14 protein-coding genes and 1 other RNA gene are annotated in these 13922 nt (G+C 55.1%); 13 read left to right on the top strand and 2 right to left on the bottom strand.

Annotation, left to right across the window (positions count from 1 at the left end):
* Positions 1–9: 9 nt before the first annotated feature.
* The gene (locus tag ACTO3O_RS00075) at positions 10–1221 is read right to left on the bottom strand and encodes an S-adenosylmethionine:tRNA ribosyltransferase-isomerase (protein WP_297829150.1); all 1212 of its coding nucleotides are present in this window, start codon (positions 1219–1221) and stop codon (positions 10–12) included.
* A 37-nt stretch (positions 1222–1258) separates the two neighbouring features.
* On the opposite strand from ACTO3O_RS00075, the gene ACTO3O_RS00070 reads away from it, so the two are divergent.
* The 3 genes from ACTO3O_RS00070 (at position 1259) to ACTO3O_RS00060 (ending at position 4831) form a co-directional block, all read left to right on the top strand.
* Complete coding sequence (locus tag ACTO3O_RS00070) at positions 1259–2461, top strand: Smr/MutS family protein (protein WP_297829148.1); 1203 nt, start codon at positions 1259–1261, stop codon at positions 2459–2461.
* A gap of 347 nt (positions 2462–2808) precedes the next feature.
* Positions 2809–3242, top strand: an RNA gene (gene rnpB / locus ACTO3O_RS00065) — RNase P RNA component class A.
* Positions 3243–3523: 281 nt separating this feature from the next.
* Positions 3524–4831 carry a DUF4784 family protein gene (locus ACTO3O_RS00060; RefSeq protein WP_297829146.1) on the top strand — a complete coding sequence of 436 codons (1308 nt, stop codon included), beginning with the start codon at positions 3524–3526 and terminating at the stop codon, positions 4829–4831.
* Between the two features lie 117 nt (positions 4832–4948).
* On the opposite strand, the gene nadB is transcribed toward ACTO3O_RS00060, so the two are convergent.
* Positions 4949–6526, bottom strand: a complete 1578-nt coding sequence (nadB, locus tag ACTO3O_RS00055; RefSeq protein ID WP_297829144.1) for an L-aspartate oxidase — start codon at positions 6524–6526, stop codon at positions 4949–4951.
* 159 nt (positions 6527–6685) lie between these two features.
* Here nadB and ACTO3O_RS00050 point away from each other — a divergent pair, with 159 nt between their 5' ends.
* From ACTO3O_RS00050 to ACTO3O_RS00005, 10 genes are all read left to right on the top strand, one after another.
* The gene (locus tag ACTO3O_RS00050; RefSeq protein WP_294591374.1) at positions 6686–7126 is read left to right on the top strand and encodes a SoxR reducing system RseC family protein; all 441 of its coding nucleotides are present in this window, start codon (positions 6686–6688) and stop codon (positions 7124–7126) included.
* Between the two features lie 6 nt (positions 7127–7132).
* Positions 7133–8041, top strand: a complete 909-nt coding sequence (locus ACTO3O_RS00045; protein WP_297829141.1) for a Fe-S cluster domain-containing protein — start codon at positions 7133–7135, stop codon at positions 8039–8041.
* A complete protein-coding gene (rsxC, locus tag ACTO3O_RS00040) occupies positions 8034–9383 on the top strand; it encodes an electron transport complex subunit RsxC (protein ID WP_297829139.1) in 1350 nt (449 codons plus the stop codon). Before ACTO3O_RS00045 ends, rsxC begins: the two co-directional genes overlap by 8 nt.
* Positions 9384–9398: 15 nt before the next feature.
* Positions 9399–10382: an RnfABCDGE type electron transport complex subunit D gene (locus tag ACTO3O_RS00035; protein WP_297829137.1), complete on the top strand. Its 984-nt coding sequence runs from the start codon at positions 9399–9401 to the stop codon at positions 10380–10382.
* A gap of 4 nt (positions 10383–10386) precedes the next feature.
* On the top strand, positions 10387–11046 hold the full coding sequence (locus ACTO3O_RS00030) for an RnfABCDGE type electron transport complex subunit G (protein ID WP_294591366.1): 660 nt from the start codon (positions 10387–10389) through the stop codon (positions 11044–11046).
* 9 nt (positions 11047–11055) lie between these two features.
* Positions 11056–11649 carry an RnfABCDGE type electron transport complex subunit E gene (locus ACTO3O_RS00025; RefSeq protein WP_297829135.1) on the top strand — a complete coding sequence of 198 codons (594 nt, stop codon included), beginning with the start codon at positions 11056–11058 and terminating at the stop codon, positions 11647–11649.
* A gap of 40 nt (positions 11650–11689) precedes the next feature.
* Positions 11690–12262, top strand: a complete 573-nt coding sequence (rsxA, locus tag ACTO3O_RS00020; RefSeq protein WP_294591363.1) for an electron transport complex subunit RsxA — start codon at positions 11690–11692, stop codon at positions 12260–12262.
* A 90-nt stretch (positions 12263–12352) separates the two neighbouring features.
* The gene (locus ACTO3O_RS00015; RefSeq protein WP_297625011.1) at positions 12353–12547 is read left to right on the top strand and encodes a hypothetical protein; all 195 of its coding nucleotides are present in this window, start codon (positions 12353–12355) and stop codon (positions 12545–12547) included.
* Between the two features lie 151 nt (positions 12548–12698).
* The gene (locus ACTO3O_RS00010) at positions 12699–13178 is read left to right on the top strand and encodes a DUF456 domain-containing protein (RefSeq protein WP_294591359.1); all 480 of its coding nucleotides are present in this window, start codon (positions 12699–12701) and stop codon (positions 13176–13178) included.
* Positions 13179–13224: 46 nt separating this feature from the next.
* Positions 13225–13629, top strand: a complete 405-nt coding sequence (locus tag ACTO3O_RS00005; protein WP_298080583.1) for a DUF4180 domain-containing protein — start codon at positions 13225–13227, stop codon at positions 13627–13629.
* Positions 13630–13922 lie beyond the last annotated feature (293 nt).

Here is a 13922-nt window from a genome sequence, read left to right as displayed (position 1 = left end):
TTTCCATTTTTACTTTTCGTTCGGTAACAACAACGACGAATCCCCGTAACTCAGGAAACGGAATCCGTGATCCAAAGCGTATGCGTAAATCTCGCGCCAACGCTCTCCGACCAAAGCCGAAATCAGGAGCAATAGCGTACTCTGCGGCTGGTGGAAGTTGGTGATCAGGCCCCGCACCGTCCGCCACCGGTAGCCCGGCACGATCATAATCTCCGTCGCCCCCTGCAAATGCGTCAAACCCCGTTCCCGCATCCACCCGGCCAATGCCGCCAAAGGTGCAGAAGCATTCGCCGCAGTAGCCCCATTCTCGTAAGCCTCCCACTGGCCGACCACCCGCTCCGGCTCCGCATCTCCCCGGAGCAAAACCCGCTCGCCCAACACCGCCAGCGACTCCAGCGTCCGCACCGACGTCGTCCCCACCGCTACGATCCCCGCTCCGCCAACCGCAGCCGCCAGTCGTTCGAGCGTCGCCAAATCGACATGAAACACCTCCGTGTGCATGTGATGCTCCCGCGCATCCGCCGCCTTGACCGGCAGAAACGTCCCCGCCCCGACATGCAACGTCACCCGCTCCGTCCGAAATCCCCGCTCCGGCAACGACTCGATGATCTCCGGCGTGAAATGCAGCCCTGCCGTCGGCGCCGCCACCGATCCTTCCCACCGCGAATAGACTGTCTGATAACGCACCGTGTCGATCTCCTCGCTCTCGCGACACAAGTAGGGCGGTATCGGCGTCCGTCCCAGCAACTCCAACAGCTGGCCGAACGTATGTTCCGAACTCCAACTAAAGCGAATAATATCCCCTCCCGACAAGTCGGGCATACGTTCCGCCGACAAAATCCCCCCGTCGTATTCGATCGCCAAAGGCCCCTCTTTCCACTTTTTGGAGTTGCCCACGATACAGTGCCACGCACAAGAGCCCCTCACCGCAAACGCCCGTTCGTAATCCGCCGGTTCGGCCGGTTCCAGACAGAAAATTTCGATCCGCGCCCCCGTCGCTTTATGGAACAGAAGTCGCGCCCGAATCACCCGGGTATCGTTGAACACGACCGTCGCCCCGGCCGGCAGAAAATCGGCGACCTGCCGAAAAACGCTTTCGCCGACCGCCCCCCCGCGGTAGAGCAAAAGTTTGGAATCCGCCCGCTCCGCCAGCGGAAAACGGGCGATCCGTTCGTCCGGCAGCGGATAATCGAATTCCGAAATGGCTATTGCCTTCTCCATCAAAACCGTTAATTTTGCACAAATTTAGCGATAAACTATGATTAAAGCAGGCAGCCGGGTAAAATTCGTATCGGACACGGGCGTGGGCATCGTGCGTTCCATACAGGGAAACATGGCCTACGTCGAAGTGGAAGACGGATTCGAGATTCCGGCCTTGATCAGCGATATCGTGGAGGTGGAGATCGAAGCCGAGAATGCGGCGATTGTCAAAATCGGCCCGTCCGACCCCAAACCGTCATCCTCCTCGGTCCATGCCGCGCATACGGGCGAAACGCCGAACCGCAAACAACGGGCGACGGTGCGGGGGTTGAATAATTACGGTCGGGTTTCGCTGGCGGACGATTACGAAGACGACGAGCCGATCGACCTGTTGAAATTCCGGAAGTCGTTCACCGCGTCCGTAGCGGAAACCGAGGTCGATGCCACGCCGGCAGCGCCGGAAAAGGCACCGTGGGAGGTGACGGATTATCTCGTGAAACTGCTCTTCGTTCCGGTGGCGGACACGGATAAACCGGCCGAAAATGCGGACTTGGAGGCGTGGTTGGTGAACGACAGCAGCTACACGCTCTTCTACAACATCGCAAGGCGGGAACAACGGGGCGGAGGGGTTTTCGTGCGGACGATCGCCAGCGGGACGTTGGCGGCAGATTCGAAACAGCAAATCAAGCTCTACCGGCGGGCGGAGCTGGCCGAGATTTCGACCTTGCACATCAGTCTGTTGCCGTACAAACCGACGGCATTCGTGCCGCAGGCTGTGGAGGCGTTCGACCTGGAGCTACACCCGCTGAAATTCGTGCGGGCGGCTTCGTTCGTCGAAAACGATTACTTCGAGGCGGCGGCCTTGGAGTTCGTGCTGGCGTCGTCCAATGAGGCGACCGATACGGCGGCTCCGGTTATTCCGGCGCGGGTGCCGAAGCCGAAGGAGAATACCGTTCCGCACAAGCCTTCGACGAAAGACGAGGAGGTGGTGGACTTGCACGCCGAAGCGATTCTCGACTCGACGGACGGAATGGCTCCAGGCGAGATACTGAAGGCTCAGTTGGCGCGTTTTACGGTGGCTCTCGACGGCGCTGTCAAAGCAGGCCGACAAAAAAGGATCGTCTTTATCCATGGGGTAGGAAAGGGAAAATTGCGGTATGAGATCGAAAAAGAGCTCAAACGCAACTATCCGAAGTTGCGGTATCAGGATGCTTCGTTTGCGGAGTACGGATACGGAGCGATTATGGTTTTCTTGAAATAATTTGTCCTGTCTACGTTCCTGTTATTGTACAGGCCGGAACTGCCGCTTTCTTGTAAGAAAGCGGCGCAAAGAACTTTCGTGATAGCTACGCTACTCCTCAGGCTCCGCAGTCCTCAGTCTTCGTGATTCCTTTTGGGTCGGGGTTCTCCGGGGCGCGTGGGGTAATACTCGCATTATACGCGCCCGGAAAGAATCCCCGGCCCAAAGAAGAGTCCGAGAGTTGGGCCGCCGGCAGTTTTAGGATGCGTTAGCATCCGTCGAAAGTCTTTTTGGTTCTTTTTCTTCAGAAAAAGAACAGTACCCTCTAGGGCAATAAACGAACAAGATAGTACAATTCAATTAAATAGAAGCAAGGGGGCTCTGCCGCTGCTTCCGACGCTTTCGGGTGAATCGGGAGGGGAGGAAAGTCCGGGCAACACAGGGCACCGCACTGGTGAAACTGCCAGACGGGCGCGAGCTCGTGCAGATCGTAACAGAAAACGACCGCCGCTATCCGTAAAGGACAGCGGTAAGGGTGAAAAGGCGGGGTAAGAGCCCACCGGTGCCGACGGCGACGCCGGCAGCCGTACGAACTGCGGGTTGCAAGACCATGTACACCGACGCCGAGACGCATCGCGCGTTTCCGAAGGGCTGCCCGTCCGAGTCGGGGGGTAGGTTGCTGACGATCCGGCGGGAGACCGCCGGGCTGGATAAATGGCAGAGGCTTTTCAGAGCGGGTAAGCGCACTCGCGCAGTGCCGCCGCGAAAAGTACAGAACCCGGCTTATACCCCTTGCTTTTTTATTTTTTACTATCTTTATGGCATAACAACACCACTTGCCGATGAGATAAACCTCTCTTTTGTAAGACATACATAAAAGCGTTTAGCTTACTTTTTGCTATCCAAAATCGCCAATTTTAGAAGCAACCAAAAGTAAAGCGGTAACGCTCACGTGGCGACACGTGGGCTTTACTTATTTGGTTGCACGGTGTTTGGCGATACCTGGATAGCAAATAAGATTCAAGGCCCACGCTTTTTGTTTGTATACGTTCCTTTTTACTCACCAAAACAAACAAAAAAGCCATGAGAAAAATTCTGGTACTGTTGAGTTTGGGCCTCATCGCCCTGAACGGCTGTAAAAAAGACTCGACTCCGTCGTTGGTCGAAAACACCGTTTTGCCGCCTGCCACCGAAACATTCGCGCCGGGAGCAGCGGTAACTATCAAAGGATCGGGCTTCACCGCTGCGGACGAAATTTGGTTCCGCGCTCAGACCAAAGCCACGGACGACATTCAGGCTACGGTCACCAAACAGACTGCCACCGAAATTACCTTTATCATCCCACAGAGACTTCCGGCGGGCGAACAGACCGTTCTGCTCAAACGCGACGACCGGGAGATGCCCCTCGGCAAAATTACCGTAGCCGAACCCTCCTCCGCCGCCAAACTCTACGGTATCGGCTCGTCCGATGACGGTAACACCACTGTGTTTTGGGAAATCGACAAAACAACGGGAAAACTGACCGAAATCATATCCATCCCCGGCAATCAATATACACAGTGGGAGTCTTTGGTCACAGATCCAACCAGTGATCTGATATATTGCAATAAGAGCTTCGAAGATCCAGAGAACGACTTTGCAGAACAATCGGAACTGTACCGAATAGACCCCGACAAGAAAACCATAGAAAAAGTCGGATTACTGACCGACCAGGAAGACACCCATTACTCGCTGTGCCTGATCGACGATCGATTGCACGCACTGATCGATCAAAAAACCAATGAGGAAGAACATCACGAAATCTTGTTTTCATTGGTTTCCATCGATCCGAATACAGCGGCACAGACCAGTGTAGCCGACTTCGGTTCGTTGCAGGAAGCCTTGGGATTATCGAACTTGATCAACATCGACACGGAAAGAGACCTTCATCCCTTAGTATACGATCCGATTTCGAAAAGCCTGATCGTTCCGATCTGGATCGAAGAAGAAGACGCTGACGTCGTTCAATTGACCCAACTGAACATCGCAGATAAAAAAATTATCCCCGGTGAAAAAAGCCTCGAATACTTCATTCCGTTCCTGATGGACAATGAAGTTTATGGAGCATTCTATACGGAGAACCGTCAAAGCATCGATTTTCGTGCGATCAACACCGAATCATTAACCATAGGGAGTTCAATCGGACAAGCAACACTCTCCGGCAACGATCAATTCGGTGATGAAGACGCCTGGCATTACGACGCAGCAACGGGAACAGGGTATTGTATCGTTTGGAAAGCGTTCACCACGAACGAACACAGCGCACTCGGCACTTATCACTTCAATTCCAAAGAGTTCAAGGAAGCAGCAGAATATTCAGAGGAGATAGAGTTGTGGTGGTTGTGTAATTGATCGAATCATGGCTTTATAACGAGTCCGACGACCTGACTGCCAGAAAAACAAGCGGCTCGCCTTTTCTCTTACACGTAGAAAAGACGAGCCGCTGCTCTTTATAACCACCTTAGCGCCTCAGAACCGCGACAGCATCGGATAGTCCAGCGAAAAGTGCAGCCCCACACTCTCCTTGAGCTGCTGCGCCTGCTTGATGATCAGATAAGCCACCGCAATCATGTTCCGCAACTCGCACAACGTCTTCGACAACGTCGAACGCCGGTAGAGGTGCTCCGTCTCCTCGTAAATGATCTGCAAGCGGTGCATCGCCCGCTCCAACCGGATGTTCGACCGCACGATCCCCACATAGTTCGACATGATCTGCTGCACCTCCTTGAGACTCTGCGTGATGAGCACCATCTCCTCCGGATGCGACGTCCCTTTGTAGTCCCAGTCCGGCAGCCCCTCCTGCAACGTCAAGCCGTCGAGTACCGCCAGCGAATGGCGCGCCGCCTGTTCGGCATAGACCACCGCCTCGATCAGCGAGTTGGAGGCCAGCCGATTCGCTCCGTGCAGCCCCGTCGAAGCCGTTTCCCCGATCGCATAGAGCCGCTTAATGGAAGTCTCGCCATTCATATCCACCTTCACCCCTCCGCAACAGTAGTGCGCCGCCGGCACCACCGGAATGAAATCCCGCGTGATGTCGATCCCGATCGACAGACACTTCTTGTTGATATTCGGAAAGTGATCCCGCGTCAGTTCCGGATCCTTGTGCGTCACATCCAGGTAGACGAACTCATCCCCCCTGGTCTTGAGCTCATGGTCGATGCTCCGCGCCACCACATCCCGCGGCGCCAGCGACCCCATCGGATGGTATTTCTGCATGAACTCCTCGCCGTCCTGCGTCCGCAGAATCGCCCCGAAGCCGCGAATCGCCTCCGAAATCAGAAACGACGGCCGCTCGCCCGGATTATACAGCGACGTCGGGTGGAACTGGATGAACTCCATGTTCTCGATAATCCCCTTGGCCCGGTGCACCAGCGCGATGCCGTCCCCCGTCGCCCCCGCCGGATTGGTGGTCGTGTGGTAGACGTTGCCCGTCCCGCCCGTCGCCAGCACCGTCACTCGCGCACGCACCGTAAAAACCTCCTTCGTATCCAACTCCAGCACATACGCCCCGTAACACTCCGTCCCGGGAATCGACCGCTTCACCAACTTGCCCAAATGGTGCTGGGTCAGCAAATCGACGGCGAAATGCCGCTCCAGAATCTCGATGTTGGGATGTTCGCGCACCCGATCCACCAGCCGGTTTTCGATCTCGGCCCCCGTATAGTCCTTGTGGTGCAAAATCCGATGCTGCCGATGACCCCCTTCGCGCGCCAATTCGTACCGTTCCGGATCGTCCGCCCTACGATCGAAATCCACCCCCCATTCGATCAGCTGTTCGATCTGCCGCGGCGCGTTCCGCACCACCAGCTCCACCACCTCCCGGTTATTCTTGTGCGAACCGCAGACCATCGTGTCCTCGATATGCTGTTCGAAATCGTCCGGCGCATAGGTCACGCTGGCGATCCCCCCCTGCGCATGATAGGTATTGGTATCGTCCAGCCGGCTTTTGGTCACGAGCAGCACCCGCCCGCGGTCGGCCACCTTCAAGGCATAGCTCAGCCCGGCCACGCCGGAACCGATCACCAAAAAATCGCACTCTCTGTTCATTATATAACTAAGGTAAATCTTTCGTTTAGGAACGGGTAAAGTTACGCATTATCGGCGGAAATATCTGCCTATATTTGCAGCGTGTTTGACCGGCTGCGACGAATTTTAATTCCCGATTCCCCGAAAACTTATTAATTTTGTGACTGCAATTCGGAAATCATGAATCGAAACTCGGAACCCATCCGCCAAAGCGCCACCATTGTCCGCGTCGACGAGACGGAGGTCGAGGTCGAAGTGTGCCGACCGGAGGCGTGTGCGGCGTGCAAGGCCCGGAGCGTGTGCAGCGAGGGGGGATCGGCGGAAGGCGGCGGACGACGGATGACCCTCGCGAACGACGGACAGGGATATACGGTCGGAGAACGGGTGACGTTGGTGATGCGGCGTTCGGCGGGATTCAAGGCGGTCATAATCGCCTATTTCATTCCGGTCTGCCTGATCGTGGCCGCCCTGCTGGTCTTCCAGCAGACCGAGGTGCGGGAGACGGTCGCCGGATTGGTCACACTCGGAATCGTCGGAATTTATTACCTGGTTGTCAGACTCTTTCGAACGAAACTGAAAGGAGAGATGACCATTGAAATCGAAAAAGAAATCGAACGATAATTAGACATGGATGGAACGTTGATTTACACCTGGACCGTCGTTATTCTGGTAGGTCTGGGTCTGGTAGCGGCCGTGGTGCTCTACTTCGTGGCGCAGAAATTCAAAGTGTACGAAGACCCGCGGATCGACCAGGTCGAAGCGATGCTGCCGGGGGCCAATTGCGGCGGATGCGGATTTCCCGGTTGCCGCGGGATGGCCGAAGCGCTGGTCAAAAACGACGATATTGCGTCGCTCTACTGTCCGGTAGGCGGGGCGAGTACGATGCAGGCCATCGCGGAATTTCTCGGCAAAGCAGTGGCGGAAAAGGAACCGATGGTGGCTGTCGTGCGGTGCGGAGGGACGTTCTGCAACCGGGCCCGGATCAATACGTTCGACGGGGCGCGGTCGTGTGCGGTCGAGGCTTCGCTGTATGGCGGAGAGACGGGCTGTACCTTCGGCTGCCTCGGGAACGGCGACTGTACGCGCGTTTGCAACTTCGACGCCATCCACATGAATCCGGAGACGGGGCTGCCGGAGGTCGACGAAGAGAAATGTACGGCGTGCGGGGCATGCGTAAAGGCTTGCCCGAAGCACATCATCGAGCTGCGCAAGAAGGGGCTGAAGGGGAGACGCGTTTATGTCAATTGCGTCAATCAGGATAAAGGAGCGGTTACGCGGAAGGCTTGCGCCGTGGGGTGTATCGGCTGCGGCAAGTGCGTGAAAACCTGCCCGTTCGAAGCGATTACCTTGGAAAACAATTTAGCTTATATCGATCCGGCCAAATGTCGGCTGTGTCGGAAATGCGTGGCCGTTTGTCCGACGGGAGCGATTGTGGAAGTCGGCTTCCCGGCGCGCAAACCGGAAACGGACACAGCGGCGGCTGCGACAACTCAGGAAACCAAAACGGCTGCGGAAGGAGGCGAACAACATGCTTAAGACTTTCAGACTGGGTGGCGTTCACCCGCACGACTATAAAATCAGCCGCGACGCGGCGATTCGGGTATTCGACGTGCCGGCGTCGGTGACGATCCCGCTCGGGCAGCATATCGGCGCGCCGGCCACGGCGACGGTGCAGAAGGGGGATAAAGTACGCGTGGGAGATGTGATCGGAACGGCGACAGGATTCGTGTCGGCCAATATCCACTCTTCCGTATCGGGAACGGTGACGAGTGTGGATACGGTTCCGGACGGAGCCAATTTGCGGAAGCTTTCCGTTACGATTGCGGTGGAAGGAGACGAATGGAATCCGGAGATCGACCGGACGGATACTTTAATAAAGGAGTGTACGCTGGAGCCGAAAGAGATTATCGCACGGATTGCTGCGGCGGGGATCGTAGGGCTGGGGGGCGCTACGTTTCCGACCCAGGTCAAACTGTCGGTGCCGCCGGGGAAGGTGGCTGAGGCGCTTATTATCAATGGGGTAGAGTGCGAACCGTACCTGACGGCGGACTACCGGCTGATGATGGAGCGGGGCGAAGAACTTCTGGTGGGGTGCGAAATTCTGATGCGGGCGTTGGGGGTAGAGGAGTGCTATATCGGGATCGAAAACAATAAGCCGGAGGCGATCAAGCACCTGAACGATATTCTCGCCGGCGGATCGTATCATAAGGGGATTCGCGTGGTTCCGTTGAAGATGCGCTATCCGCAGGGGGGCGAGAAGCAGTTGATCGCGGCTATCATGAAGCGGGAAGTGCCGAGCGGGGCGCTGCCGATCGATGTCGGTGCGGTGGTACAGAATGTGGGGACGACTTATGCGGTGTATCAGGCGGTACAGAAACGGCGTCCGATTGTCGACCGGGTGGTTACCGTTACGGGGAAATCGCTGGCTCGTCCGTCGAACTTGCTGGTGCGGATCGGGACACCGATCTCCTCGCTCATCGAAGCGTGCGGCGGGATGCCTGAGGATACGGGCAAGGTGATCAACGGGGGGCCGATGATGGGACGCGCCATGGCCAATATCGAAGCGCCGGTTACCAAAGGGACTTCGGGTGTGCTGCTGATGGACGAAAAATCTTCGGTGCGCGGTACCGAAATGCCGTGCATCAGCTGCGCCAAGTGCGTAGACGTTTGTCCGATGGGCCTGGAACCGTACCTGATCTCGAAACTCTCGCGACTCGGACGGTATGACCGGCTCGAACGGGAACGCACGGCGGATTGCATCGAATGCGGCTGTTGTTCGTTCACCTGTCCGTCGAATTTGCCCCTTCTGGACTACATCCGTCTGGGAAAAGCGGAAACCATGAAACTCATTCGTGCCCGACAGGCGCAGGCCAAATAAAGAATTTTCATCCTCATGAGTAATAGAATCGTAGCTCCTTCGCCCCATCTTCACGGGGACTTTTCCACCCCGCGGATCATGCGGGACGTGGTGATCGCTTTGGTGCCGGCATTCGCATTTTCGGTATTCGTCTACGGCGGGTCGGCCCTTTTCGTCACCGGAATCGCCATCTGTTCTTGTATGCTGTTCGAATGGCTGATCGACCGCTTCATGCTGGGCCGTTCGTCCACGTTGGGCGACTGGTCTGCGGTGGTGACCGGTACCTTGCTGGCTTTCAACCTGCCGGCCACGATCTCGCCGTGGCTCATTATGCTCGGCGCGCTGGTAGCGATCGGCATCGGTAAGATGTCGTTCGGCGGCCTCGGTCGGAACCTGTTCAATCCGGCGCTGGTGGGACGGGTATTCCTCCTGATTTCGTTTCCGGTGCAGATGACCCTGTTTCCGGATACGCCGGGAGTCGATGCCATTACAGGGGCTACGCCGCTAGCCTTCGTCAAGGAGGCTTTGAAGACGGGGACAGCGGTGACCGAAATCATGCCGAATATCGACCTCGGAGGGATGCTCCTCGGGTTTAAGGACGGATCGATGGGGGAGATCGGAGCCGTGGCATTGCTGCTGGGCGGGATTTATCTCCTGATCCGGCGGGTGATTACCTGGCGCATTCCGGTGTTCGTACTGGGCAGTATGCTGGTATTCGCAGCTATTCTGTGGCTGGTCGACCCGACCAAGTATATCAACCCGCTGTTTCATGTTTTTGCAGGCGGGGCGATGCTGGGGGCGATCTTTATGGCCACCGACTACGTCACCTCGCCGATGACGAAAGGCGGACAGACCATTTTTGCCATAGGTATCGGCGTGATTACCATCCTGATCCGCGTATGGGGGGCTTATCCAGAAGGGATTTCGTTCGCCATCCTGATTATGAACGCCACCGTTCCGCTCATCAATATGTACGCGAAACCCAGTCGTTTCGGCGGCAGCAACGCTAAAAAGAAGTAGAGCCATGCAAAGTTCACTCAAGAATATGGTGATCGTGCTGGGTACCATTACGTTGGTGGCCAGCGCCGCAGTCGGAGGCATCTACCTCCTGACCAAAGAGCCGATCGAAGCGGCACAGCAAAAGAAAGTCAATGACGCGATCGCACAAGTGCTGCCCGAGTTCGACAACCGACCGGCAGACAACGTTGTCGAAGTGGAAGTCGATGGAAAAATCGTGAAAATCTATCCGGCATCCAAGGATGAGAATGCAGTAGGGTATGCCGTCGAAACCTTCTCGAAAAAGGGATTCGGCGGATTGATGACCTTGATGGTCGGCTTTCTTCCGGACGGGACGATTAAGGATATCTCGGTCATCTCGCACGCCGAGACGCCTGGATTGGGAGATAAGATTCAGAAATCCAAATCGAACTTCGCCGTCCAGTTTGAGGGAAAAAATCCGGAATCGTTTCGGCTCGCCGTGCGGAAGGACGGGGGAGATGTGGACGCCATCACGGCATCGACCATTTCGTCGAAAGCCTTTACTGATGCGGTGGAACGGGCATATCTCGTCTTGCAGGGATATTTGCAGGGCGATTCCGCAGAAGAGGCGGTAGAAGCCGTTTCGGGAGCGACGGCAACACACAACTATACGAACGACGAGCACAAACAGGAAGAGGGGAGGTAAGAGAAAGCCATGAACAAATTGCAACTGATTACCAAAGGGTTAATTAAAGAGAATCCGACATTCGTCCTGCTGTTGGGGATGTGCCCCACGTTGGGAACGACCACCTCGGCCATTAACGGGATGAGTATGGGACTCGCGACGATGTTCGTGCTCATTATGTCGAACATCGTGGTATCGCTGGTGAAAAACGTAATTCCGGCGAAGGTGCGGATACCGAGTTTCATCGTCATCATCGCTTCGTTCGTGACCGTCGTACAGCTTGTCATGCAGGCTTATGTACCCGATTTGTACAACACCTTGGGGGTATTTATTCCGCTGATCGTGGTGAACTGCATTATTCTGGGGCGGGCCGAAGCCTTCGCCTCGAAACACGGACCTTTCGCCTCAATGCTCGACGGGCTGGGGATCGGTTTGGGCTTCACCTGCTCGCTGACCTTGCTGGGGATTGTGCGCGAGGTGTTGGGCGCAGGCTCGGTGTTCGGAGCCAAATTCCTGCCGGCGGGGACGGACGGAATCCTGATCTTCGTTCTCGCACCGGGAGCGTTTATCGCGTTGGGATACCTCCTCGTACTCTTCAACAAATTCACCGCCCGGCTGCGGTAATCGGCGGCTCTCTTATTCTCTTTGATTCGGAAAAACGACTATGGAATATTTCGTAATCATCATCAGCGCGATCTTCGTCAACAACATCGTGCTGGCGCAATTCTTGGGGATCTGCCCGTTCCTGGGCGTCTCGAACAAAGTCTCCACCTCGATGGGGATGGGGATGGCCGTGACCTTCGTCATGACCATCGCATCGTTGGTGGCTTATGTCCTGCAATACGGCGTGCTGGTTCCGCTGGGGATCGAATACATGCAGACCATCGTCTTCATTCTGGTGATCGCCGCGTTGGTGCAGATGGTGGAAATCGTGCTCAAAAAGGTGAGTCCGGCCTTGTATCAGGCGCTGGGGATTTTCCTGCCTTTGATTACGACGAACTGTGCCGTGCTCGGGGTGGCTATTTTGCTGGTACAAAAAGAGTTCAACCTGGCACAGAGCGTGGTTTTCTCGGCGGCGACCGCTTTGGGATTTACACTGGCTTTGGTACTGTTCGCCGGACTGCGCGAAAAGCTCGAACTGACCGACGTGCCGAAAGCATTCAAAGGGGTGCCGATCGCTTTGATTGTAGCCGGGATTTTGGCCATGGCTTTCATGGGCTTCTCGGGGCTGGTGTAGACACTTTTTTAGCAGGGAGAAGTACTCTCCTCTCGCTTTCGTTTGCCAATCCCTATTCCACCGAGTTGGTTCGCGGAGGAATAGGGATTATTGCATCTTCCCGCCCCGGGCTACCGCCCGCGGGAGACGGGCGAGCTGAGCGGCGTCGGCAGCTACGGGTACAGTCAGTCATCATGGACGAACGGTCATAACGGCGTATGGTTAGAATTTCGTCCCACACTGCTTGATCCCAGCTTCACGTTCAGCCGCGCCTACGGTCTTCCGTTGCGTTGCCTCTCGGAATAAACGGGAGTGTTATACACGCAAAAATCAAAAAATACCCTACCTTTATTCCCGTATTCCCGGACACAACCCGCACAAGCGAATCGGCGTACGCATACTTCCGTGTCGGCACCCGATGAGGTCGCCCAACGAAACCATTCAATGAATTAGCCCTATGGATCTCTTTTTGATTATTCTCGCCTTTATTATTCTGCTGCTTGGTCTGATCGGATCGATCGTGCCGGCTCTTCCCGGCGTACCGCTGGCCTATCTGAGCCTCTGGATCGGACGGTGGAGCGGCTATACGCCTTTCAGCGACAACTTCATGCTCATTATGACCGGCGTCTGTCTGGTCGTTTTCTTGGCGGACTACTTTTTACCTCCGCTGATCCTGAAACGCGCCGGAGGCAGCAGTGCCGCGACCTGGGGTTCGATTATCGGGATGATTCTCGGCCTGTTTTTTCTGCCCATCGGGATGCTGTTCGGCATGATACTGGGCGCTTTTCTGGGTGAACTGTGGTACGCGAAAAAATCGGGCGGCGCAGCCTTGAAAGCTGCTGTCGGCACTTTCATCGGTTTTTTGCTTGGTACAGGGCTGAAACTGTTGCTCTGCTTCTACATCCTCTACCGGATGGTGGTCGCTCTCACGGCATAAAGAAATATGAAAGTTGTCTCTCTATCGCCCCAATAAGCCATATAATATGACATTTCGTTCGGTAACAAGAAACCACATTACATGCGCAATAGTAGAAAGTGATTCCGTAGTCATCACAGATGCCCAATCGGCACTTGACTTATTAATGACCGCACAATATGAAGTAGGAACAAAGAACATCGTGATAGATAAAAAGTTGATTACGGAAGACTTCTTTGTCCTCAGCAGTGGCATTGCAGGAGAAATCTTGCAGAAATATATAAATTACGGGGGAAGGATTGCAGTCTATGGTGATTATTCACACTATACAAGCCAACCGCTGAGAGATTTCATTTATGAGAGCAATAAAGGGAAAGATGTTATTTTCATAGACACGAAGGAAGCTGCGGTGAATATGTTAACGAAAGGAAAACAGGGAGTCCTGAAGACAAACGCCTCGAAAGGTAAATAATATTTTAGTTCAGGCCTCATACTTAAAATCCCCCCACGAGTTAAACTCCTACTTTATTTTTAAGACCGATCAGCATGATATCCACAACGAAAAACCTAAGATTTTTTCCATCTGGGATTACTTCTCCATTATAAACTTCTGAATCGCTTTTTTACTCCAGCCATTCTGCTCAACCCGAATCTTACTGATATTCAAGTCTACCAAATCTTTTACATGTAAACCGGATTGATCAACGTCACATTCACGACAGTACCATCCGGATATTCAATATGCATCCGAGGATTCGTTGCATA

The sequence above is a fragment of the Rikenella sp. genome, from assembly GCF_056799795.1.
The sequence above is the reverse complement of the archived record's forward strand: the minus strand, read 5'-3'. Positions and strand labels throughout refer to the sequence as shown.

What these genes read in the sequence shown, in the direction of transcription:
- ACTO3O_RS00025 (WP_297829135.1), top strand. Translation starts at nt 11,056, where the DNA reads ATGAACAAATTGCAACTGATTACCAAAGGGTTAATTAAAGAGAATCCG.
- ACTO3O_RS00060 (WP_297829146.1), top strand. Translation starts at nt 3,524, where the DNA reads ATGAGAAAAATTCTGGTACTGTTGAGTTTGGGCCTCATCGCCCTGAAC.
- ACTO3O_RS00035 (WP_297829137.1), top strand. Translation starts at nt 9,399, where the DNA reads ATGAGTAATAGAATCGTAGCTCCTTCGCCCCATCTTCACGGGGACTTT.
- ACTO3O_RS00075 (WP_297829150.1), bottom strand. Translation starts at nt 1,221, where the DNA reads ATGGAGAAGGCAATAGCCATTTCGGAATTCGATTATCCGCTGCCGGAC.
- rsxA (WP_294591363.1), top strand. Translation starts at nt 11,690, where the DNA reads ATGGAATATTTCGTAATCATCATCAGCGCGATCTTCGTCAACAACATC.
- ACTO3O_RS00005 (WP_298080583.1), top strand. Translation starts at nt 13,225, where the DNA reads ATGACATTTCGTTCGGTAACAAGAAACCACATTACATGCGCAATAGTA.
- ACTO3O_RS00030 (WP_294591366.1), top strand. Translation starts at nt 10,387, where the DNA reads ATGCAAAGTTCACTCAAGAATATGGTGATCGTGCTGGGTACCATTACG.
- ACTO3O_RS00070 (WP_297829148.1), top strand. Translation starts at nt 1,259, where the DNA reads ATGATTAAAGCAGGCAGCCGGGTAAAATTCGTATCGGACACGGGCGTG.
- rsxC (WP_297829139.1), top strand. Translation starts at nt 8,034, where the DNA reads ATGCTTAAGACTTTCAGACTGGGTGGCGTTCACCCGCACGACTATAAA.
- ACTO3O_RS00045 (WP_297829141.1), top strand. Translation starts at nt 7,133, where the DNA reads ATGGATGGAACGTTGATTTACACCTGGACCGTCGTTATTCTGGTAGGT.
- nadB (WP_297829144.1), bottom strand. Translation starts at nt 6,526, where the DNA reads ATGAACAGAGAGTGCGATTTTTTGGTGATCGGTTCCGGCGTGGCCGGG.
- ACTO3O_RS00050 (WP_294591374.1), top strand. Translation starts at nt 6,686, where the DNA reads ATGAATCGAAACTCGGAACCCATCCGCCAAAGCGCCACCATTGTCCGC.
- ACTO3O_RS00010 (WP_294591359.1), top strand. Translation starts at nt 12,699, where the DNA reads ATGGATCTCTTTTTGATTATTCTCGCCTTTATTATTCTGCTGCTTGGT.